We start from the raw sequence: 23221 nt of genomic DNA, 5'->3' as shown, positions 1-23221 counted from the left end.
CGCCAAATGCCGGCCGGCGACCGGGAGATCGCAAGCTGGCGCTCAGAACTGGTACGCCAGGTCCATGCCCGCCATCCACTGCCGGCCCGGCGCGGCCTCGTAGTAGCGGCCATTGGCTTCGTTGACGATGACCGAGCCCACGTATTTCCGGTCGGCCAGGTTGTCCAGCCGCGCAAAGGCGTTCAGCGTCCAGGCTCCCAGGCGCATGGCATGGCCCACGCTGAGGCCGGCCACGCCATAGCCGGGCGCATGGACGCTGTTGTCGTCGTTGGCGGCGACGCGCCCCACCTGGCGCCAGTCCAGGCCCAGGCTCCAGCCCTGCGCCGGGCGCCAGTCCAGGGCCAGGTAGGCCTGGCTTCTCGCCGTGCCGGCAATGCGCCGGCCTGCAGCGATGCAGCCGCCCCGGGCATCGCAAAAGCCATCGCGCAACCGGGCATCGAGCAGCGTCAGCGCCGCCTCGAGCTTGAACTGCCGCGTCAGCCAGGCCGTGGCGCTGAGCTCCATGCCCTGGCGCCGGGTCCGGCCGGCATTCTGGTAGGTGGCGCGGCCGCCGGCATTCTCCGCGGCAACGATCTCGTCCCGCGTCCGGGTCCGGAACAGCGCGGCAGCCCATTGTCCGCGCATGCTTTCGCCCTCGAAGCGCTGGCGGATGCCGGCTTCGGCGCTGGCCGAGACGGCAGGCCGCAGGCCGAAGTTCAGGCCCGGCAGGCCCGCCGGGCGGTAGGAGATTTCATTGAAGGTCGGCGTCTCGAACCCGCTGCCCAGCGAGGCATAGACGTGGGTGCGTTCGTCCAGCTGATGCTGCAGCGACACCACGGGCAGCAGGCGGTGATAGGCGGCATTGCCGCTGTCGTCGCCGTTGCCGGGCGCCATGTAGCGGTCGTGCGATTCGAAGCTGACATTGCTCCAGCGCAGCCCGGCCTGCATCTTCCAGGCCGGTGCAAAGGCCCAGGAGGCCTGCACATAGGGATCGATATTGCCCAGCGTATTGCGCTCGTCGCGGCGCAGCGCGCCCATCACGCCGTACCGGCTGCCGATGAAATTGTTGTAGCCCTGCCGGTCTTCCCGCGTGATATTGGCCGCCAGGCCCGTGGCCAGCTCGAAACGGCCGGCCGACGTTTCGCGGCTCGCGGCCCAGCGCAGGTCCAGCCCGCCATAGTCGCGTTGCAGCGCGATCACGCCGCCGGCGCTGGTGGCCGGCCTTTGCGCGGCGGCCGGTGTTGCCTGGTATTGCATGGTTTCGCGCCGGCCCGCATAGACCATGAGGCGCAGGGCACTGCCGCCGCCGATGCGCCGCTCGTAGCCGAGGCCGGCCTGGGTCTGGCTCACGCTCTTGCGCGCGTCGTAGTCCAGCGGCCCCTGCGCGACGGCCCGGCGGTCGGCCCGCCATTCGGCAGGCGTGACGCCGCCGGGGTCCTTGGCGTCTATCGCCGTATGGCTGGCCACCAGCGTCAGGTGACTGTCCTCATCGGGCTGCGTGTCCAGGCGGGCATTGAAGAGGTTTTTGTCGGCGGCGCTCTGGGGCCGGTAGCCGTCGGTCAGGTAGCGGCTGGCGCTGACCACATAGCCCACGCCATGGCTCTCGCCGCTGGCTTTCAGGCCCAGGCGCTTCTGGCCGTTGCTGCCGACGGTGAAGCTGCTGTGCACTTCGGGCCGGCCCTCGCCACGCTCGGTATAGATGTTGATCACGCCGCCCGAGGCATTGCCGTACAGCGCGGAATACGGGCCGCGCAGCACCTCGATGCGCTCCACCGAGGCCAGGTCGATGTTGCTGGTCTGGCCCTGGCCGTCCGGCATGGTGGCGGGAATTCCGTCCACATAGATCTGGATGCCGCGCACGCCGAAGGTGGAGCGCGCGCCCTGGCCGCGAATGGACAGCTGCAGGTCCTGCGCGTAGTTCTGGCGGTTTTGCAGCAGCATGCCAGGCACCGCCGCCAGGGATTCCGACAGGTTGACCTGCCACTGGCGGTCGCGCACCCGCGCGCCGTCCACCACCGTCACGGAAGCAGGCGCCTGCTCCAGCGGCGATGCCAGCAAGGTGCTGCGCACCGTCACTTCGGGCAACGGACCGGGGGCCTCTGCCTCCTGCGCCAGGCCGATGCCTGGCAGCCCCAGAAGCCCGGCGGCCAGCGCCAGCGCCGTGCTGCTGCACCCAGGCGGTGGCCGGTCATTCATGTGTTTCGCCATTGCGCGGCTTGCCTCTTGTGTTCATTCCCTTTCCTTGATCCCATAGCCCATCACGGCCTTGACCTCCAGGAATTCTCGCAGGCCGTGCTCGCCCCACTCGCGGCCGTTGCCCGACTGCCGGTAGCCACCAAAGGGCGCGCCGAAGTCCGGCCCCGCGCCATTGAGATGGACCATGCCGGTGCGCAGGCGCGAAGCTACCCGGCGTGCATGCTCCAGGCTGCCGGACTGCACATAGCCGGACAGGCCGTAGACGGTGTCGTTGGCCATGCGGATGGCTTCTTCCTCGCTGTCATAGGGAATCATCACCAGCACCGGGCCGAAGATTTCCTCGCGGGCAATCGCCATGCCGTTGCGCACATCGGCAAACACCGTGGGCCTGACGAAATAGCCCTTGGCCAGCCCTTCGGGCCGGCCCGTGCCGCCGGCCACCAGCGTGGCACCCTCGTCCAGCCCTTTCTGGATCAGGGCCTGGATCTTGTGGAACTGGGCTTCGCTGGCCACGGGCCCCATGTGCATGCCCTCGGCCGAAGCATCGGCCACGGTCACGGCGCCCGCCACGGCCTTGGCGATGGCCGCTGCCTGCGCGTGCAGCGCGCGCGGCACGAACATGCGCGTGGGCGCATTGCAGCTCTGGCCCGAGTTGGTGAAGCAGGCCTGCACGCCCTGGGTGACCGCCTTTTGCAGGTCGGCATCTTCGAGCACGATGTTGGCGGACTTGCCGCCCAGTTCCTGCGCCACGCGCTTGACGCTGTCGGCCGCGGCCTTGGCCACGGCAATGCCGGCGCGCGTGGAGCCGGTGAAAGTCATCATGTCGATGCCCGGGTGGGCCGACAGGGCTTCGCCCACGCCGGGGCCGTCGCCGTTGACGAGGTTGAACACGCCGGGCGGCACGCCCGCCTCGTGCAGCACCTCGGCCATGAGGATGGCATTGAGCGGCGCGATCTCCGAGGGCTTGAGCACCATGGTGCAGCCCGCCGCCAGGGCCGGCGCCACCTTGCACATGATCTGGTTGACGGGCCAGTTCCAGGGCGTGATCATGCCGACCACGCCCACGGGCTCGTGCACGATGGCCGTGGTGCCCTGCACATGCTCGAAGGAAAATTGCTTGAGCACCTCGATGGTGGTCGCCAGGTGCGCCACGCCCGTGGCGGCCTGCGCGGCCTTGGACAGCCACAGCGGCGCCCCCATCTCCTGCGAGATGGTCTGCACGAAGTCGCCGTAGCGGCGCTGGTAGACCTCCAGCACCCTGGCCAGCAGGGCAAGGCGCTCTTCGCGGCGGGTCTGCGAATAGCTTTCGAAAGCGCGCCGCGCGGCCTTCACGGCCAGGTCCACGTCGGCGGCCGAGCCCAGGCTGATGCGCGCAATGGGTTGCTCGGTGGAGGGATTGACGACCTCCAGGGTGCGCGAAATGGCCGGGTCCACCCATTGGCCGTCGATGTAGAACTGCAACTGGTCTTTCATGTACGGGTTTCCTTGACGTTTGATGGCAGGATCGCCGGCGCGCTGGCAAGGCGCACCGGCTTGTGCGGCGGCACGAGGGCCGGCTTCAGTTCTTGGGCCGGATCGCGTCGGCCGTGCCCTGGATGAAGGCCTTGAGGGATTCGACGTCGTCCGCGGACAGCTTGCCCGTGAAGTCCGGCATGCCTCGCGCCATGGCCGGCCCCTTGAAGACGAAGCTGCCCAGGTTCTCGATATAGGAGGCGTCCAGATAGCCCAGGTTGGGAATGTTGCCGCCGCGGTCCACGCCCGGCACGCCATGGCAGAACACGCAGTTGGCCACATACAGCGCGGTGCCCGCCTCGACCTTGGCCGGGTCGTACTTCACGCCCTGCAGCAGCTTGCCCATGCGCTGGGCCACGAACTCCGGCATCTTGGCCGTGCCGCCCACGGCAAAGGTGTAGACCGTGCCCGGGCCCTGGCGCTCGGTGGCCCGCGCCGCCAGGCCGTACACGCCGCCCCAGCCCACGGCGACCGAGACATACTGCTTGCCGTCCACCATATAGGTGCTGGGCGCGGCGACCACCCCGGTGCCGGTGGGCGTCTCCCAGAGCTTGTCGCCATTGCTGGCGTCATAGGCCACCAGCCGGCCGTCGGCCGTGCCCTGGAACACCACATTGCCGGCCGTGGTGAGCGTGCCGCCGTTCCACGGCGAGACATGCTCCACGCGCCAGACCTCCTTCTGCGCGACGGGATCCCAGGCCAGCAGGCGGCCGAAAGGCTTGCTCTTGGGCGGCTCGGCATTGAAGAACTTGCCCGTGTTCCAGCCGGTGCCGGACTGGGGCTTGCCCGGCCCGACCTCGTTGAACTTCCAGTTCTTGTCGTCCATCAGGTTGACGGGCACGTTCTGGGCCGGCAGGTACACCAGGCCGGTCTTGGGATTGAAGGACATCGGATGCCAGTTGTGCGCGCCATAGGGGCCGGGAATCGCGTCATAGGGCTTGCTGCCGTCGCGCGCCGCGGCGATCTCCATGGGCCGGCCGTTCCTGTCGTAACCGCTGGCCCAGTTCACCGGCACGAAGTTCCTGGCAGAGATGAACTTGCCGTTGGTGCGGTCGATGACGAAGAAGAACCCGTTCTTGGGCGCATGCAGGATCACCTTGCGCAGCTTTCCGTCGATCCGGATGTCGGCCAGGATCATGGGCTGCGTGGAGGTGTAGTCCCAGTTGTCGCCCGGGGTTTCCTGGTAATGCCACTTGTATTTGCCGGTGTCGGGGTCCAGCGCCACGACGGAGGCCAGGTACAGGTTGTCGCCGCCCTTGGGGCTGCGCTTCTTGTGGGCCCAGGGAGAGCCATTGCCGGTGCCTACGTACATGGTGTTGAGTTCGGGGTCGAAGGCCATGGTGTCCCACATGGTGCCGCCGCCGCCCGCCTCCCACCACTTGCCGCTGGGGTCCCAGGTCTTGGCCGCGCGTCGCATGGACTCGTCCTCGAAAGGCCGGGACGGATCGCCGGGCACGCTGAACCAGCGCCATTTCTGCTCGCCGGTCTCGGCGTCGTAGGCCGTGAGGTAGCCGCGCACCCCGTACTCGGCGCCGCCATTGCCGATGATGACCTTGCCCTTGAACACACGCGGCGCGCCGGTGATGGTGTACGAGCCCTTCTGCCCCTCGATGGTGTTGCGCTCCCACACCACCTTGCCCGTGGCGGCGTCCAGCGCAATCAGGCGGCCGTCGTAGGCGCCCACGTAGACCTTGCCCTTCCACAAGGCCACGCCCCGGTTGACGACGTCGCAGCAGCCCCGGTAGCCGATGCTGCGATCCACCCCGGGGTCGTAGGTCCACAGCTTCTGGCCGGTGCGCGCATCGATGGCATGCACCACGCTCCAGGAGGCGGATACATACATCACGCCATCCACCACCACGGGTGTTGCCTCCACGCCGCGCGTGGACTCCAGGTTGTAGGACCAGGCCAGACCCAGGTCCTTGGCATTGGCGGTGTTGATCTGGTCCAGCCGGCTGTAGCGGGTCTCGGCGTAGTCCACGCCGACAACGGGCCAGTCGGGCGTTCCCGCAGCGTTGTTCACGACGAATGACTGGTCCACGCGCCGGCTGGCCGCGGCGCGGCTGCCGGTATCCTGGGCCGATGCTGCAGCCGCGACCACACACGAAAGAACGCCGAACGCGAGTCTGTTGCCAAGCAAGCTCATGGGTGTCTCCTGGTTCTGCTTTGTTCAAATTGGCACTGCAGAGCATCCCGCCTCGTCCTGTTTTTTGCATGCTCGGGATTTCACCAAGCAGCGGTTGTGCCGTTTCGGAACACATTCGACCGTCGTCGTTCCCCGAGGAGATGCCCATGGGGCCTGGAAAATGGCGTACGGCAGATGCGCCCAGGCAATTGTTTTCAACCTCGGCCACAGAGCGGGTCGAAATCGCGAGGCGCCAGTTTTTCGAGGAAGGCATGCGCCCCTCTGGGCTGGTGAGCGAAGCCGTGATCCAGTCCTGGATGCGCTGCCGCCGCGTGCATCCCGATCCGCAGCGCCAGGTGGCGTTCGCGCCGGTCACCCGCAGCCGCCTGCATGCCACGCAGGAGCGCAGCCGGGGCCTGCTCCAGGTCGCGCAACACGAAATCGCGGCCATGGAGCAGGCGCTGGCGGGCGCCGATGTGCGCGTGCTGCTGACCGACGGCGACGGCGTGGCGCTCTATCTGAGCCCCGTGCCGCAGTCATCCGCCCCGGAAATGCTGTCGCGCCATATGGGACAGCCCGGCTCCAATATCGGCGAACGCATTGCCGGCACCACGGCACCTGGCATTGTGGCTGCCACCGGCCAGGCCTGCACGGTCCTGGGTGGCGAGCACTACTTCGACGAACTGCGTCTGCTGCAATGTGCGGCCGCACCCATCCGCGACGTGCGCGGCAAGGTGGTCGGTGTGCTCGACCTCACCACGCTGGCCCGCCCCTTCGGCTTCGACGCCGGCCAGATGGTGGGCATGCATGCCACCGTGATCGAGAACGCATTGCTGCAGGCGCAGTCGCAGGAGCATCTGATACTGCGCTTCCAGCTCCATCCCGCGCTGCTGGAGACGCCTTTGCAGGGATTGGCCGGCATTGCCTCCGATGGCCACGTCGCCTGGCTCAATGACGCAGGCGCCCGCATCGTGGGCCTGCTGCCGGCCGACGCCGCATCGCGCGAGGTGGAAAGCCTGTTCGGCCACAGCCTGCAGCAGTTGCTGCACCTGAGCGCTGCCGCGGCACCCCGGTTCCTCAGGCTGGCCAGCGGTCTTGGCGTCTGGGCACAGGCGCGGCTGCAGGCCTGTGGAGCACATGCCCTGCTGGCCGAGGAAGAAGCCGCAGGTGCGGCGCAGCCGGCCGTGCTGGCACCGCGTCCGCCCGAAGCAGCCGCCGAAGAGGCGGGGATGGACGCGGAAGATGCAGCCTGCCAGCCCACGCTGCGCGAGCACAACCGCAGGCTGGTCGAGGCCACGCTGGCCGCCCATGGCGGAAATATCTCCCAGGCAGCCCGGCAGCTGCGCATCTCGCGCGGGACGCTGTATCGCCTGCTGCGCAGCTGGAAGCAGATGCAATGATCAGTGCAGCTTGAGCCGGCCGGATACGCGCTGCTGCAGCAGCCGGGCCAGGGCCAGCAGCACGGTCTTGCCAAGGCCCAGGATGGCGCGGTGGTGCATCAGGTGCAGCGACATGTACATCCACTTGGCCATCAGTCCTTCCACGAAGAAGTTCTTGCCGGCCAGCCCGCCCATCAAATTGCCCACGCCCTTGTTGTCGCCCAGCGAGACGAGCGAACCCAGGTCCTGGTAGACAAAGGGCTCGCGCACGTCGCTCTCGCGCAGCATGGCCAGGAACACCTTGGCCAGATAGGCCGCCTGCTGGTGGGCAGCCTGGGCCCGTGCGGGAACGAGCTTGTCCTCGCCCCAGGGACAGGCGGCGCAATCGCCCATGGCATAGATCTCGGGCACCGAAGTGCGCAGATGCGTGTCCACGACAAACTGGTTGAGCCGATTGGTTTCCAGGCCCAGCCTGGCATTGCTGTCCGCCGCCTTGATGCCCGCGGCCCAGACGATCATGTCGGCATGGATCTCGCCCGCGGAAGTGACCAGCACGCCCTTGCGCAGCTCCTGCACGCGCGTGCCGGTGAGCACGTTGACCTGCTTTCGCCGCAGCGCCAGCATGGCCTGCTCCGAGATGCGCGGCGGCAAACCGCCCAGGATGCGGTCCCCGCCTTCCACCAGGGAAATATCGAGCCTGAAGCGCTGGGCGCTGCCCAGGCTGTCGAGCAGAACCGCATGGGCTTCCAGCAGCTCCGCCGACAGCTCCACGCCGGTGGCTCCGGCGCCCACGATGGCGATGGAGAGGCTGCGCTCATTCGAGAACGAGGCGCGTGCACTGGCGCTCAGCCAGTCGGAATGGAAGCGCTGCGCATCGCGCACGTTCTCGAGCAGGTAGGCATGCTCGATGCCCGGCGTACCGAACGAATTCGAGCCGCTGCCCAGCGCCAGCACCAGGCGCTTGAAGCTCACGGTGCGGGACGGAACGATTTCCTCGTCCTGCGCGCCATGGATGGCCTCCAGCGTGACGGTCTTGCGCTGCGTATCCAGGGCACATAACTCCCCCATCGTGAAGCTGAAATGGTTGCGCCTTGCCAGCACCGTATAGGACAGTCCTTCCTGATGCGCATCCAGCGTGCCGGCAGCCACCTCATGCAGTGTCGGTTTCCAGATATGGAATGGAAACTTGTCGATGAGCAGCACACGCTCGCGGCCCTGCCCGCTTCCCAGCTGGCGGCCCAGCCGGGCTGCAAGCTCCAGGCCTCCGGCCCCTCCGCCGACGATCACGATATCGAAATGCACAACCACCGCCTTTCCACTTTTGACTGAAATCAGTTTAGCGGCCGCTGCCCCTTGCAAGTACCGGGCGCACCGAAATATGTCTATAACGGCGGCTTTATCGGGCAGCCCGCCTGCTGCGGGCGCCCCTGCTGCGGCACTGCTCAGACCCTGGCCGCCAGCAACTGCCGCGGCAGAAAGCAAAAGCCTGCATTGGCAGGCCTTGCTCCCATGGCTAGCACCTCGCCAGGACAGCCATCAGAAATATGGCACTCCATAATAATCGCTAATGCTACGCCCGTATTCGTTCGTATATTCCTTGGCCGTTCCGCTTTCGTACCTGGGGGCATTTTCAATCTGCTCTCTGGTGAGATGTGCCACATAGCCGCCTTTGCTGGGCTCGTAGCTCAAGGATTCCCAGGGCAGCGGATAACGGTCGGCGCCCATGCCCAAAATCCCGCCGGACTCCAGTACGGCATACCGCACCTTTCCGGAAAATCTGTCGATCATCAATGAATCGATGGTGCCCAGCTTTTCGCCCAGGCAATCGTAGACGTTTGTGCCGCTCACTTTATCGAAGGACACAATATTGCTTTCGGTCGCCCAGGCATCCATACCTTTCTCCACACATTGTATTCACCGGCCTTCACCTGAATTGAAAAGCCATTCCCGTTTCTCCCAATCCATGGGATTTTTTCGCAACCTTGAGCTTAAAGCAATTCCAGGCAGGATTTTATGGGTTTGCAATTTTCAATGCCGGAATGCTTTTAGCTACGGCAATGCGAAAATAAAACAACCCGTTGCCCTCCGCATTTACCAGGGAGGGAACATGATGACAAGCCAGATGATGAGAACAATCGCCAGCGCCCACAGGATTCCACGCTTGGGAAACAGCGACGGTATGCCAGGGCGAGGCGTCTGATTACGGGATTTGTCTTGGTCTTTCATGGAAAATCTGCGGCATGTGGCGTTCCCGACGGGAACCAGTCTTTCTGGCACCCTTCTTGCTTAATTTATCTTCGCCAAACGCCGATCGGCATATTTTTTCCTTAGAACAAACCATTCATACCGGAGCAGTTACATGATCTATGTAATTCTTGCAGAAAAATTTACAAAATTCATCTACAGCAAGCTTCATGTCAAAGATACTGCTTCATTTCTTCTTTTGATGCTTTTTGTCTGGTCTGAAATAGGTGCAATTACGCTGGGCCTTGCCTATTTGACAGATCCCCTGCTTTAAACCGGTTTTCAGCCGGGTCTGGATTGCACGCCACCCAACACCACTTACCAGACACGCCTCAGCCCCGGGGCACCGGCTCTTCTTTCTTCCTGCCCGCACATTGCGGGCATTCATATGAGACGAATGCAATTCGGGCAGACAATGGGCTGTGGCCCGCTCACTTCTTGGCAGCCTCTGCATTTTTCTTGCGTGTGGCAGCGGCTTTCTTTGCAGATGCCGAACGCTCCTGTGCCGGCCGCGATGCCGACGCGGCGCCGCCCAGTTTTCCACCTTTGCGGGACGGCGAATGGTCCACGGAATGGCCCCGTCCCGAGCCGGACTTCTTTCCTCCGCCGGTTTCCTTGTTGACCGTAGCCCAGGCCCGCCTTTCAGCCTCTTCATGGCTGACACCCCGATCTTCATAGCTGTCTTCGATGTGCCGGGCTTGGCGCTTTTGCTTGTCGGTATAAGCGGATTTGTCACCTCGAGGCATTGTTCTTCCTTTCTCGTTCGAATTGGTGCAGGCATGAATCTGGGCATGAGAAACCCGGCCCCTGGCTACCAGGTTGTGCCGACACAAACAGCTTGCAATATTTCATTGGGTCGCTGACCTCTGCAATATAACCAAATCACAGGGCATGGTCTGTCTGCAAATACAACAGTATGCAATTCAGGCCTGCAAATGTGCTGCATTGGTTGTGGCAGATGCAGCTGCAGGCCGGAAAATGGTTTCGTTGAATTATTTTCAGCAAAAGAAGCGGCATTTATTGCAATTGCAGTTTCATTTTTTTACCCAGCAGAAATTTTGCAATATTCCAGGAACGACACTTGCCTCGGATCCAACCAGAATTCTCAAACATCGTGGGTGGCCCATTGATATTCTTTCGGCACATTGATTCCGCTGATATTTATCCTGGAGATGCTATGCAACGCGTAACGCCTGATGAGTATTTCAATCCCGAGCCGCACGTACGCTACTATCGAACGACTGCAGAAGCCTTTCCCTGTGCAGCGGCCGACGCTATCTCCATATTCCACTCCAGGAGCAAGCGCACATACCGGAATCTCTGGATGTTCTTGATATTGATAGGTCTAATTTTGGCGCTTGCATATATGCTTATTCATAAACCCTCCTAGGTATACAGAAAAGCACGGTATGCATCTTGGATCAGATCATGGTTTTTATTCCATCGACGCTTATTTGCATATTAGCTCCGGGATTGATCCATGGCTGCTTTCCATTTTCCCATGAAATAACCACCTGGAAAAATCAATGAAATAACCGGTCCGGCCTGCCGACGGGCCGATCTTTACAGGAATAGACCATGGCTCAGAACACCCGATCAAACTATTCTTCCACCCGCGCCGTTTGGAAAGGTGCTGTAAATTTTGGCTTGGTCCATATACCCATCGGCTTATATTCCGCCACATCCAGCTCCGATACCGATTTCAACTGGCTGGACAAAAGAACCTTGCAGCCGGTTGGCTACAAGCGGATCAACAAGGCCACTGGGGAAGAGCTGAAACCTTCGGAAATTGTGAAGGGTGTGGAGTATGAGAACGGCAAGTACGTGGTCCTTACCGAAGAGGAGATCATGGCCGCATTTCCCAAGCTCACCCGAGCGATAGAGATAGAGGCGTTCATAGATGTCGACGAAATTCCCTTTATCTACCTGGAAAAGCCTTACTACACAGCGCCTTTGAATGGCGGGGAAAAAACCTATGCCTTGCTCAGGGAGGCCCTCAAGAAAAGCAACAAGGTGGGCATATCCAGAATCGTCATCCAGACCAAGCAGCACCTGGCTTTGCTCATTCCCTGCGGCAGGGCACTCATCCTCAATCTTCTGCGCTGGGGCGGAGAAATCCGTCCTTTCGAGGCGTTGAACCTTCCGCCCCTGGACCCCAGGGACGCAGGCATCAAGGCGTCGGAAATCCGAATGGCCCTGGCATTGATCAATGAAATGACGCAGCCCTGGGATGCCGACCAGTTCAGGAACTCGTTCCAAGACGAAATACATCGCCTGCTGGAAACCAAGATCCAGGCCAGGGACGCCCAGGCCCTCAGGCACGAACCGAACGTACTGCCTTCCCGGAGCGGTTCCGAGGTGATGGATCTCACCACCCTGCTGGAAAGAAGCCTGCTCGGGCGAAATGAAAGACCGCGCAAGTCCGTTTCGCGGCAGGAAGAGAACATGCCGTCCCGTGCTCCAAGGAACAAGGCCTCGCAGGGCGCCCGCAGGCACTCATCCAATGCCGCCACCGCGGCGCAGGGAAAGTTCCACTGAAGAGAGCGCCTCATGTCCGCTGCAATGAGCTGCTGGCAGTCGGATTGCCCGGTGGCTTGATCGTCCTCAACCGCTTCGGCCACGCTATCGAAGGAGATGCCCATGCCCCATGCGATCCGTGAAACATTTGATGGAAATGACAATATCGGCGCAGGTGGAGAGCCACAGCAGCAAGCCCAGGCAAGCCATCCACCGCTGACGACACAGCAGGGGATAGTGGTTGCCGACAACCAGAACTCACTTGCAGACGCCAAACATGGCGCCACCCTTCTGGAAGACTTCATCCTGCGGGAAAAGATCACGCATTTCGACCACGAGCGCATTCCCGAACGCGTCGTACACGCCAGAGGCTCTGCAGCTCACGGATATTTCGTGTTGACGGACTCTCTGTCCGGCTTCACCACGGCCAAGGTACTGACGGAAACCGGCAGGAGGATACCGGTCTTTGCCAGGTTCTCCACGGTGGCAGGCGGTGCGGGATCCGTGGATACGCCACGGGACGTGCGCGGCTTTGCGGTCAAGTTCTATACCGAAGAGGGCAACTGGGACCTGGTGGGAAACAACATTCCCGTGTTCTTCATACAGGATGCGATGAAGTTCCCGGACCTGGTGCATGCGCTGAAGATGGAACCCGACCGGGCTTTTCCGCAGGCCGCAACCGCGCATGACACTTTCTGGGACTTTATTTCGCTGAGGCCGGAGTCCATGCACATGGTGATGTGGATCATGAGCGATCGCACCCTGCCGCGCAGTCTGCGCATGATGGAAGGCTTCGGCATCCATAGCTTTCGGCTGGTCAATGCGGAAGGCAGGAGCACCTATGTGAAGTTCCATTGGCGCCCGGCCCTGGGAATCCAATCGACAGTCTGGGACGAAGCGCTCAAGCTCCAGGCGGCCGACAATGACTATCACCGGCGCGACCTGTTCGAAGCCATCGAAGCCGGTGCCTTTCCTGCCTGGGATCTTTGCGTGCAGTTGTTCACCGAGGAACAGGCGCAGATCCTGCCTTTCGACCATCTCGACCCTACCAAGATCATTCCTGAAGAGCTCATTGCGTTGCGGCGTATCGGCCAGATGGTGCTGGATCCCTGGCCCGACAACTTCTTTGCCGAAACCGAGCAGGTGGCTTTCTGCCCCGCCAATGTTCCACCGGGCATCGATTTCACCAACGACCCGCTCTTGCAGGGCCGCCTGTTTTCCTATCTGGATACGCAGCTCCTGCGCCTGGGCGGTCCCAATTTCGCGCAGTTGCCCATCAACGCGCCGCAGTGCCCTTTTGCGAACAACCAACGCGATGGCCACATGCAGACGCAGCGACCGCATGGACGGGTGGCCTACGAGCCTTCGAGCCTGCAGGCGGACAGCCCTCGTGCCTGCAGGGCCACCGGATTCAGGCATTTCGCGCAGGCCGCTCCTGCGGGAACCAAAGGGCGCCTGCGCCCTGAAAGCTTTGCCGATCACTACAGCCAGGCCCGGATGTTTTATCGAAGCCAGGACACCGTCGAGCAATCCCATCTCGCCAGCGCTCTGGTTTTCGAGCTTTCCAAGGTCGAAACCGCCCACGTGCGTATGGCCATGGTGAGCCATCTGCTGGTGATCGACGAGGACCTCGGCAAACGCGTCGCTCAGGGACTGGGGATCAGCCCGCTGCCACGGCCGGCGGAGCCTGCAATGCCGGTACTGAACCTCGATCCGAGCCCCGCCTCCACGCTCATCGGACGCATGAAGCACACATTGGAAGGGCGTTGCGTGGCAATCCTCGCCGACGATGGATCGAACGCGCATGCCATTGCAAAGCTCCGCGGGGCACTGCAGGCGGAAAAAGCCATGGTCAGGATCGTTGCACCGAAGATCGCAGGAGCGAGACTGGATGACGGCAGCCTGCTTGCCGCCCACGGCCATCTGGCAGGCAGTCCATCGGCGCAATTCGACGCCGTGGTCGCCGTGCTGACACCGGAATCCGCAGAAAGGCTGTGCATGGACGCCGATGCACAAGCCTGGTTCAGGGATGCCTTCGTCCATTTGAAAGCCATCGCGGCCTGCGAAGCAACGCAGGCCCTCATGGCAAAGGCAGGCATCACTTCCGATGAAGGCGTTTTTTCCATCGACGATACCGATGCCTTCCTCGAAGGCGCTAAAACCCGGTTCTGGAGCCGCGAGCCATCGGTGCGCTCTCTTGCCTGAGGTGGTCCGAGACCTGTATTTGTTTCCTAAACCATTCGCTGTCGAATGTGATGCCGCTCCACTCCAGAGACGGATTTTCCATGGAGACAAATCCGCTGGACTGCCGGCTTCGACTTGGCAAAGGCACGCCGGCTTTTATGGCGCAGCGTCCTTCCCTCCTGCCTATCCGGCCGCCGCCACTGCAAAAGCTGCAGGGCGGCAATGTCCCCTTCAAAGCCCCCTCTTCCAGCCTATCGCCGGCAATGCGAGCTTTCAGCATGCCAAGTCTTCAAGAAAATAATGGAACGGAATTTGCCAGTTCGGTAGGGTTACAGGGAAAATTCCATGCCAAAAAACTTTGTGCCCCAGGATATCGAACTGGAGAAAATCATTACCGCCATCAACGTAAATGTTGAAAAGGAAATCGCGGTATGCGCCGTCAAGGCGATCGACACCGAATCCGATGGCTATTTCTCCACGCTCTGGGAATTTTCCTTGAACGGCAAGCATCCACGCCAGCTGACCTTTGGCTCTCACATGGATATATCGCCGCGCTATTCGCATGACGGTAGCCAATTGGCATTTCTGTCGGATCGCGCCGGGGATGGAACCTCGCAAGTCCACATTCTCCCCATGGATGGCGGAGAAGCACGTCAGCTCGGCCACCTGGCAGGCGGCGCCTCCGAGGTCTGGTGGCGGCCGCAAGGCGATCGCCTGCTGGTGCTGGCCAGCGTCACGGTGGATCCGGACCGGCGAAAGGAAGGTTGCATGCGCTGGGATGGCGCCGATGCGCCTGCGCGCAAGGCCGATGCTCCCCATCTATGCTGGAGACTGCCCTACAAGATGAATGGCACGGGCTATCTGCTCGATGCGCGAACCCATCTGTTCATGCTGGACGCGGCGGAGGGAAAACCCAGGCAGCTGACGGCCGGCGACTTCAATGTCCATTCCGCAGCCTGGGCACCCGATGGCAAGCGCCTATGCTTTTGCAGAACCAGGGAAGAGGAAGGCCAGCAGCATTGCACGGATATATGGCTGCTGGACCTGGAAGGCGACAAGCCTGCGCAATGCATGCGCCTGAGCTCCGGGCAGAATAACTGCTCCTCGCCCAGCTGGTCTCCGGACGGCAAATGGATAGTGTTTGCAGGAGCGCAGGCAGACGGCGATGCCCAGATGCGGCTGTGGCTCATCGACATGGACGGCAGGCAGGTCAGGCCCCTGGGTGACGAGTCCATTGAAGTCGTGGCCGGAGAGCTTCACTGGAAAAAGGACAGCACTGCCGTCGCATTCATACAGGCCATCCGCGGACTGCAAAGCGTGGTTGAAATATCCGTTCCTACGGTAAAGACCCGGCCGCTCGCGCAGGGAGAGCGGCAAGTTGGGATATTGGCTGCCAATGACTTTCTCGTCTACAGCAGTGAAGACCTGGTATCCGCGCAGGAACTCTACTGCAGAAGATGGGACGGGCAGGAAGAAGAAACACAGTTGTCGCACTTCAACCCGTGGTGGCAAGAGCGAGACAGGCTCCATGCAGAGCATCGTGTTTTTGACGTGCCTGCCGGCGGCGGCAGCATCGAGAAGATAGATGGCTGGTTGCTTGCGCTGCGGGATGGCGACGGGCTTGAAAAAGCGAGGCCTCTGTTGATCGATATCCACGGAGGACCTGCAAGCTATGTGGATTTCCAATTTTCCTCCCATGCCTATTGGCAGATCCTTTGCTCGCGCGGCTGGACAGTGCTTGCATTGAATGCCGTGGGCTCCAGCAGTTACGGACGAGATTTCTCGGAGCGTCTGCGCGGGAAATGGGGGGAACTCGATTTGCCCCAACACCTTGGTGCACTCGGCCAACTGCAGCAGCAAGGCATTGCCAGGGAAGCGGCAATCATCGGCAATTCATATGGCGGCTACATGGCGGCCTATGCAATAGGCCATTCGGACAGGTTCAAGGCTGCCATTGTCAGCGCTCCTGTGGCAAACCTCGAATCCCACTTCGGGACTTCGGATAGCGGCTATTACGCAGACACTTATTCGATGGAAGTGGATGAAGAGGAGAGCCACCATATCTTCCATAAATTGTCACCTGCCAGCAGCATAGACAAGGCGAAAACTCCCACCCTGTTCCTGCAGGGCATGGAGGACGAGCGCTGCCCGCGAGCCCAAACGGAAGAATTGTTTGTCAAGCTCAGATACACCACCGACACCCCCACAGAGATGGTTCTGTACCCCGGGGGAGATCATTCTTTTGCCGTCAGCGGCAAGCCTGCACATCGCGTGGATGCGCTGCAGAGAATACTGCAGTGGCTGGAAAAATGGGTCACCGACAAATAGCCCAAACCACTGCCCTGCTGCAATACATGATGCACTCGGTCATGCGCCATATGGCCGAATCCAGACCATGCAAACAAGCCAGAAGGATAGCTCATGCGGCTGTTAGGCCGCCTCAGAGGTATCGATGTCTTTGTTGCCACTGCCAACGCGGGAAGCTTCGGTGCGGCTTCCCGGAGCCTCTGTCTTACGGAATCTGCCGTGCGCAAAGCCATCGCACGCCTGAAAGAGCGTCTCGACACCCAGCTGTTCAAGCGCCTGCCCCAGAACCTCGAACTGACAAAGACCGGGGCAAGATTCCATCGGCATTGTGCCGGGCAAAGAAAGAGATGGAAAAGGCGCAGGCATCGATTCTTGAAAGTCCATCTCTCCGAGGGACTTCTCTGCCGCTGCCGGCAGCGGCAGAAGCCATAGCGCAGCGCCTGGCCGGCCCATGAATCCGGACTCGGGACGGTGATGCAACAAAGGCCACCCCGGAGGCACATCCATATGGGCTGCCTTACGACAGCTTCTCCATGCGTGCGGACTTGGGCAAGGCTGCCCTGGTCGAGCATTTGAAGGCGGCTTTCAACTGGTTTAGAACGTCCTGCTTGCAGCGGGAGGATTCCGCGGCCGTACAGTCCTGCGGTATCCAGACCTCATACCCCGACATGCGTGCATCCGTGGCAGTCAGCATCACGCACATATCGGTCGCGAAGCCTACGATGATGAGCTTTTCCGCCTGCATCCTGCGCAGCAGGTGCTCCAGGGGCGTGGAATGGAAGGCCGAATGCTGGGGCTTCAGGATGACGAGGTCCTGAGGCTGTGGGGCCAGCCTCCGCGCTATTTCGCCCCGTGCACCCGGCAACGCACGGCAGGAGGCCAGCACATCGCTGAATTCGCTGTGCCAGGTGCCATAGTTGTCATTGGCATAGATGGCCGCGACACCCCGGGCAGCCAGCCTGGCCTTGAGCTTGGCAATACGGTGCGAAGCCTCGAGGGCGGCGGGAAGGAGTGCTTGCGCATTCGGAAAATGCAGGGGATTGATCACATCGACCAGCACCAGCACTTCCGGGCTATGAGGCACTTTCGCGGGTTTCAGCCGCCGCATTTCCTTGCGAGGAGCATCAGAGCATTTTGCTTCGCTGCTGCTCGGCACGGGCCGCTCCAATCGCGGTTTCCACCTGCTTGGCTTCTTCGGGCGGAGGAAGAACCGAAGGCATGCCCAGGTGTTCAATGGCCAGCTCTCTGCACCACCCTTTGGTATGGAACAGATGATGCTGCTCATCCTTCCAGACGCTGTCGTACGCCTGCTGCAAAATCTCCTGCTGCTTGCCCCCGGCTGCCTCGGCTATCTTGCCAAGCAATTCCCAGTTGGCCTGGTCCTTGGTTTCGGCATGCACGACGCATTCGCAGGCCATGATTTCCGCAGTTTTTGCATCGCAGGTCTTCCTGGCCAGCTCCATGGCCTTGACGAGGGATTCACCGATGGACTTCACAACCATCCGTGCCGGGGATTGCTCGTCGGGATCCATGTCCAGAGCCTCGCACACGCTGCGCACCACTTCCTGATGCTTGCGCGTTTCCTCAAGATACTCTTCCCATTCCTTTTTCAAATCGTCATTGCATGCAGCTTCCAGCGCCGTCCGGTAGACAAGCTCGCCCCCCAGTTCGGTTTCCATCATCTGCAGCAAGAGCTGCTTGAGTTGTGCTGCATCATAGGGGCGCTTTGCCATGGCGATCTCCATCGTGGTTGAGTGGCTGGTAGTTTTCGGTTCTCTATGTCGATGCGGCTGCACCGCAAGCCGCCTGTGTCAGGGGGTGGCTCCGCCGGCCGCACTGCCTGCCGCGGCAGATATGCCGCGCCTGTCGGGCTCGGCCGGCTTGGAAATATCCCGGAGAGCCTGGGCGGCCTCTTCTGCGCTGAACTTGACAGCCACATCCCCTAGGGACAGGACGCCGACCAGGCGCTTTTCCCTGTCCACCACCGGCAAGCGCCGTATCTGGGCGTCACACATCTGGCGCGCAGCTTCTTCCAGCGTCTGGTCTTCATAGCACCATCGCACGCCCTCGGACATCACTTGCGACAAGGAGGTGGTGTCTGCTGGCAAACCCTGGGCCGTGCTTCTGATGGTGATATCGCGGTCGGTCACCATTCCGACCAGCTTCTGTCCGTCACATATGGGCACCGAGCCCACGGCCAGTTCATCCATGGCCTGGGCAGCAAATTGCACGGTATCTGTGGGCGAAAGGCTTCGCACACCGCGTGTCATCACATCCTTGACTGTGGTCATTGCTCGACTCCTTGCATTTCTTGCTGTGGCAGTTTCAGCGCCTGTGCGAAGACAAGGGCAATTAGCATGCCCGCCCCGGCTGCGCGTTGCCTCGCTGCACGGATTCCACGGCAGCACAGGCCGAAAGCCTCAGTTCAATGTCCACGGACAGAAAGCTTTTCAACGGCATTCCCATATCAAATATCGTTTCACCCCAAAATCAGCCTTCGTATCGGATGCAATAGCGGTCACCGGACTTGTAAAAATAAAAACAACCACCAGTCCGAGCGTGATTTCCAGGCATGTTTTTTGCCGGAACTCAGAGCCCCTTCCGTGGGACAACAAGACCTCAACAGGCACTCAGTGAATTTGGAAAGAGCCATTTCATGCATACGACTCCGCCTACTCCTCCCATTGCGCCGCCCGTCAATCCTCCTCCCACAGACCCCATACTTCCCCCCCCTGGGAGACCCGCCTCCGGCTCCTCCCCCCGCGCCCTATACCGACCCTCCGTCCTCGCCTCCGCCCATACAGGGAAATAGCCTGATGGCATAGCAATGGACGCACAAGCGCCACTTGTCTATATAGATACATTTTCGGAAGGCTGGCGTCGTGTACGCCGGGGCCGCGGTTTTGCCTATTTCACTGCAGACGGGAAACATATACGGGCACTGGAGGAACTCGAAAGAATACGCAAGCTGGCCATTCCGCCTGCCTACACGGATGTATGGATCTGTCCTTCTGCACAAGGCCATATACAGGCAATGGGACGCGACGCCAAAGGCCGCCTTCAATACAGATACCATCCTCTGTGGCAAGAGCAGCGCACGCAGGAAAAATTCAGCCGCATGCTGGCATTTGGGCGTTGTCTGCCTGCCATCAGGCGTGCTGTTGAGCATGATCTCGCCTTGAAAAAGCTGGAGCTCAAAGTTATCACGGCTGCCATCGTCAAAATATTGGACCAAACGGGTTTCCGCATTGGCAATGAGCAATATGCACTGCAAAACAAGTCCTACGGCGTGAGCACGCTCAAAAACAGGCACGCCGTTGTCAAGGCAGGTCGGCTGACTCTCCACTTCCGGGGTAAAAGTGGCGTTATGCAGAAAACCACAATTACCGACAGGAGAATAATCCACATCATTCACCGCTGCCAGGAACTTCCCGGCCAACGGCTTTTCCAGTTTCCGGACCAAAATGGGCAGCTTCAATCCGTGCAATCAGAAGATGTGAACTCTTACCTGCGCTCCATATCCGGGGAAAATTTCACTGCAAAGGATTTCCGGACCTGGCATGCCAATGTATGTGCAGTGCAGGCCAAGCTCGACAGCATCAAAGAACAGGGTCAGAATTCTTCTCCACAGCTGTCAACGGCTGAGATTATAAAAAAAAGTCGCCAAGACCATAGGCAATACTTATTCTGTGTGCCGCAACTTCTACATACACCCCCATGTTCTACGCTTTTGCGAGCAAGAGTGTATAAAACAGCCTTTCACCAATAAAATTAAAAAATCCGGACTAAATTGCGCTGAAAAATTATTCCTAAAAATTCTCCAAGACAATAGTTAAAAATTATTCCTCGTAAGTCCACTTCACTCATTGATTTCTTTTTTAGAAAAATTGTAATTTTTCTTTTTAAATTGCATTCAAATGCAATAACACACTTGCTTGGGAACGTCAAAAATAAGGTATAACGATTACAAAAAATTTACCGAGCGTATACGCTCTTACATTTGACTTCGATGAAACCCAAATCAAAGAGATGGAGCAATGTGCGGGCATGGCTTCTGGGCCCGGAAGCCGGTTCCTCGGTTCTTTCCCTTAGCTTGGGAGGCAAATGGCTGGGAATGGGCCTGCTGGCTGTGGGTCTGGTCTCTGGAATAGCTTTGGCCTGGTTCCATACCCACGATTTTCTCCACCGTTTACTGCCTTTTATTTTTCTCGGCATGGGATTTCTTCTGCTTTACCTGAGCCGTTTTTTTTTACAAGGAGAAATTTCATACAAAAGTCGTCGAAGAACGCCTCGCGCTTGTCACGGAAGGTACGGGAATTGGAGTTTTCGATATCGACTTGCGAAAACAAACTGTCTTCGCTTCCCCTGCACTTTTGAATTTATTTGGCATTCCAGTAACTGCACAGGATATAAATTTCTCGGCGATTCAGCAATATCTGCCAGAGAATTTTCTCAATGAATGCATTGCCTTTTTCTGGATCAAGGCAGCGGAAGGACGCATTGCCTATGAGCATGAAACCTCCATACCGGCAGCCGATCATGGAAATACAGGATTATTGATAAGGGCCAGGATAGAGCGCAGCAAGGGCTATCCAATCCGCCTGTATGGTGCATGCCTGGATATCACCGAGCGCAAGGTGATCGACAGCCAGCTGATATCGACCCAACACAAGCTGAACCAGCAATTGAGTGACTTGGGCCATCTGCATGAACTCAGCACACAGCTTCTGGAAATACCGGATCTTAAAACACAGCTGAAGACGATATTAAGCACTTTGGTCCAGTTTCATGGCGCAGCCATGGGTTTGATCTCGCTTTATGACATCAGAAAGAACCAATTAAAAATAGGGGCAAATGTCGGCATAGATCTCAAGCTTTTATCCCAGGTATCCAGATTCGGTGGCACCAATGCATGCATAGATGCCTGCCTGGAAAAAAGCCGGATCATCATCGAAGACACGGAAAGCAGCTCGCAGTTCCATGCCTGCAGAGATATCGCACTGTCCCTGGGATTTCGCGCAATCCATTGCACTCCGCTCATCAGCCATCAAGACGAAGTGCTGGGCACATTGTCCATTTTCCTTCCCGATCCCCGACGCCCTACTCTGCGCGAATGCACGCTCGCAGATATTTGTGCGCGCAAAGCCGTTCTGTTCATAGAAAGAGATCGGGCTCAAAAGGATCTGGAGGATTCCCAGGGGCGCTTTGAAGCCGTGCTCGATGCATCGGGAGCTCCTTTCATCATTCTCGAGCCCGTTCGCAAAAAGCGTGAGATCGTCAATTTCCGCTGGAAATACATCAATCGCGCTGCAGCAAGAGCATTCGGCCAGCTTCCCAGCGAACTGATGAAGCACGAAGTCCTCGAGACCCTTTCGTACATGTCGGCCGGCAGTCCCGAGTTCTACCATTGCATCAAGGTCATCGAGACCCAGCGCACCAGCGAATTCGACACGGCTTATGTACAGGGCGAAAAAACGCGCTGGTTCCACTGCATCGCGTCTCCGATACACGGAGGCATTGCCATATGGTTCGCCGACATATCGGAGCGCATCCGAAACGAACAGCTGCTGCGCCATAGCGATAAACGCAAGGATGAATTTCTGGCCACCTTGGCGCACGAGCTGAGAAATCCGCTGGCGCCCATCCAGCAGGCGGCCCAGCTGCTGGTGGCAGCCCCGGTCACGGATACGCAACGGCAATGGGCCAGCGCAGTCATAGACCGGCAGGTAAAACGCATGGGGGCACTTCTGGACGACCTGCTGGATGTTCCGCGTATCAGCCGCGGGACCCTGACGCTGAAGAAGACCCTTTCCAGCGTCAGCGACATCGTGGCTTCCGCGGTCGAGACGGCACTGCCCAATATCGAAGCGAAAAGCCACCATCTGGCAGTCCATAACAATGCCCCGTCAGTGGTGCTTGAAGTCGACACATTGCGCATTGCGCAGGTCATTGCCAACCTGCTCAACAATGCGGCCAAATATACCGACTCCGGTGGAAATATCATTCTGCAGACCCGTATTCATGCCGATGAACTGATCATCGAAGTGAGCGACAACGGCATCGGGATTCCTTCGGAGTCCGTCTCCGAGGTATTCCATATGTTTACACAGCTTCACCATACGGAAGACAGAATCGGAGGCGGGCTGGGAATAGGTCTTGCTCTGTCCAAGGGATTGATAGAGCTGCACGGTGGTTCGATCTCCGCACACAGTGCAGGTCTGGGAAGAGGCAGCACCTTCACCTTGAAACTGCCCGTCAAGAGCGATATCCAGTCACTCAGTCCTATCTCGAGGTTTGAAGAGGAGACTCCTTTTGAGACACCTCCGCGAAAGATACTGATTGCTGATGACAATCAGGATGCTCTGGAAACCCTGGGAGCATTGCTCATTGCCGAAGGACATGAAGTACACCATGCACATGATGGCGAAAATGCCTTGAGAATCTGGCATGAACAGCACCCCGATGTCTGCCTGCTGGATATCGGCATGCCCAAGCTGACCGGCTATGAAGTTGCGCGCCAGATCAGGGCCAGCGCCGAAGGGTCCAGCACACTGCTGCTGGCCTTGACGGGCTGGGGTCAGAGCCAGGATCGGCAGGCGTCCTTGAAGGCCGGTTTTGATCACCACCTGACCAAGCCGGTGAGCCCCAAGCAAATCAGCCAGCTTTTGAAAAAGCATAGCCTGCAGGATGCTTCTGCCCCTCCCTCCCCACTCCGCTGAAGCAACCGTATTCATAGCGGACCTCTCGAATGTGCCAGCAAATTCCCTGGAACATTTTT

At 59.9% G+C, this 23221-nt stretch carries 18 protein-coding genes; 9 read left to right on the top strand and 9 right to left on the bottom strand.

Going from position 1 to position 23221, the window contains the following annotated elements:
• Window positions 1-42: 42 nt before the first annotated feature.
• From V8Z74_RS15580 to V8Z74_RS15570, 3 genes are all read right to left on the bottom strand, one after another.
• Window positions 43-2175, bottom strand: a complete 2133-nt coding sequence (locus V8Z74_RS15580) for a TonB-dependent receptor family protein (protein WP_349710042.1) — start codon at window positions 2173-2175, stop codon at window positions 43-45.
• 33 nt (window positions 2176-2208) lie between these two features.
• Window positions 2209-3648, bottom strand: coding sequence for an aldehyde dehydrogenase family protein (locus V8Z74_RS15575; protein WP_349710041.1), 1440 nt, complete (start codon window positions 3646-3648; stop codon window positions 2209-2211).
• An 85-nt stretch (window positions 3649-3733) separates the two neighbouring features.
• Window positions 3734-5833: a PQQ-dependent dehydrogenase, methanol/ethanol family gene (locus tag V8Z74_RS15570; RefSeq protein ID WP_349710039.1), complete on the bottom strand. Its 2100-nt coding sequence runs from the start codon at window positions 5831-5833 to the stop codon at window positions 3734-3736.
• 146 nt (window positions 5834-5979) lie between these two features.
• On the opposite strand from V8Z74_RS15570, the gene V8Z74_RS15565 reads away from it, so the two are divergent.
• Complete coding sequence (locus V8Z74_RS15565) at window positions 5980-7212, top strand: helix-turn-helix domain-containing protein (protein WP_349710038.1); 1233 nt, start codon at window positions 5980-5982, stop codon at window positions 7210-7212.
• On the opposite strand, the gene V8Z74_RS15560 is transcribed toward V8Z74_RS15565, so the two are convergent.
• Window positions 7213-8493, bottom strand: a complete 1281-nt coding sequence (locus V8Z74_RS15560) for an NAD(P)/FAD-dependent oxidoreductase (protein ID WP_349710037.1) — start codon at window positions 8491-8493, stop codon at window positions 7213-7215. It abuts the gene before it with no gap.
• 234 nt (window positions 8494-8727) lie between these two features.
• Window positions 8728-9084 carry a PRC-barrel domain-containing protein gene (locus V8Z74_RS15555; protein WP_349710036.1) on the bottom strand — a complete coding sequence of 119 codons (357 nt, stop codon included), beginning with the start codon at window positions 9082-9084 and terminating at the stop codon, window positions 8728-8730.
• 466 nt (window positions 9085-9550) lie between these two features.
• On the opposite strand from V8Z74_RS15555, the gene V8Z74_RS15550 reads away from it, so the two are divergent.
• A complete protein-coding gene (locus V8Z74_RS15550) occupies window positions 9551-9709 on the top strand; it encodes a hypothetical protein (RefSeq protein WP_157082031.1) in 159 nt (52 codons plus the stop codon).
• A 157-nt stretch (window positions 9710-9866) separates the two neighbouring features.
• Here the strand turns inward: V8Z74_RS15550 and V8Z74_RS15545 are convergent, their stop codons facing one another.
• Entirely contained in the window at window positions 9867-10181 is a 315-nt protein-coding gene (locus V8Z74_RS15545; RefSeq protein ID WP_083526678.1) for a plasmid stabilization protein, read from the bottom strand.
• Between the two features lie 145 nt (window positions 10182-10326).
• Between V8Z74_RS15545 and V8Z74_RS15540 the strand changes: the two genes are divergently transcribed.
• The 5 genes from V8Z74_RS15540 to V8Z74_RS26280 all read left to right on the top strand — a co-directional run bounded on the left by V8Z74_RS15540 (window position 10327) and on the right by V8Z74_RS26280 (window position 16875).
• Entirely contained in the window at window positions 10327-10584 is a 258-nt protein-coding gene (locus tag V8Z74_RS15540; protein ID WP_349710035.1) for a hypothetical protein, read from the top strand.
• A gap of 429 nt (window positions 10585-11013) precedes the next feature.
• Window positions 11014-11973 (top strand): non-homologous end joining protein Ku, encoded by a 960-nt coding sequence (ku, locus tag V8Z74_RS15535; protein ID WP_349710034.1) that lies wholly within the window; start codon window positions 11014-11016, stop codon window positions 11971-11973.
• A 96-nt stretch (window positions 11974-12069) separates the two neighbouring features.
• Window positions 12070-14157: a catalase gene (locus V8Z74_RS15530; RefSeq protein ID WP_502879557.1), complete on the top strand. Its 2088-nt coding sequence runs from the start codon at window positions 12070-12072 to the stop codon at window positions 14155-14157.
• A gap of 324 nt (window positions 14158-14481) precedes the next feature.
• On the top strand, window positions 14482-16464 hold the full coding sequence (locus V8Z74_RS15525) for a S9 family peptidase (protein WP_349710032.1): 1983 nt from the start codon (window positions 14482-14484) through the stop codon (window positions 16462-16464).
• A 93-nt stretch (window positions 16465-16557) separates the two neighbouring features.
• Window positions 16558-16875, top strand: coding sequence for a LysR family transcriptional regulator (locus tag V8Z74_RS26280; protein WP_502879556.1), 318 nt, complete (start codon window positions 16558-16560; stop codon window positions 16873-16875).
• Between the two features lie 85 nt (window positions 16876-16960).
• Here the strand turns inward: V8Z74_RS26280 and V8Z74_RS15515 are convergent, their stop codons facing one another.
• The 3 genes from V8Z74_RS15515 to V8Z74_RS15505 all read right to left on the bottom strand — a co-directional run bounded on the left by V8Z74_RS15515 (window position 16961) and on the right by V8Z74_RS15505 (window position 18734).
• Complete coding sequence (locus V8Z74_RS15515; RefSeq protein WP_306302929.1) at window positions 16961-17599, bottom strand: cysteine hydrolase family protein; 639 nt, start codon at window positions 17597-17599, stop codon at window positions 16961-16963.
• A complete protein-coding gene (locus V8Z74_RS15510) occupies window positions 17568-18176 on the bottom strand; it encodes a DUF892 family protein (RefSeq protein WP_066479394.1) in 609 nt (202 codons plus the stop codon). The genes V8Z74_RS15515 and V8Z74_RS15510 overlap by 32 nt, the downstream gene beginning before the upstream one ends.
• Before the next feature lie 78 nt (window positions 18177-18254).
• Window positions 18255-18734, bottom strand: a complete 480-nt coding sequence (locus V8Z74_RS15505) for a CBS domain-containing protein (protein ID WP_349710029.1) — start codon at window positions 18732-18734, stop codon at window positions 18255-18257.
• 536 nt (window positions 18735-19270) lie between these two features.
• Between V8Z74_RS15505 and V8Z74_RS15500 the strand changes: the two genes are divergently transcribed.
• Both V8Z74_RS15500 and V8Z74_RS15495 read left to right on the top strand, forming a co-directional pair.
• Window positions 19271-20212, top strand: coding sequence for a DNA topoisomerase IB (locus tag V8Z74_RS15500; RefSeq protein ID WP_349710027.1), 942 nt, complete (start codon window positions 19271-19273; stop codon window positions 20210-20212).
• 568 nt (window positions 20213-20780) lie between these two features.
• Window positions 20781-23162: a hybrid sensor histidine kinase/response regulator gene (locus V8Z74_RS15495; protein ID WP_349710025.1), complete on the top strand. Its 2382-nt coding sequence runs from the start codon at window positions 20781-20783 to the stop codon at window positions 23160-23162.
• The last annotated feature ends 59 nt before the right edge of the window (window positions 23163-23221 follow it).

Source organism: Comamonas sp. w2-DMI, assembly GCF_040187735.1.
GTDB classification, from domain to species: domain Bacteria; phylum Pseudomonadota; class Gammaproteobacteria; order Burkholderiales; family Burkholderiaceae_C; genus Comamonas; species Comamonas terrae.
The sequence above is the reverse complement of the archived record's forward strand: the minus strand, read 5'-3'. Positions and strand labels throughout refer to the sequence as shown.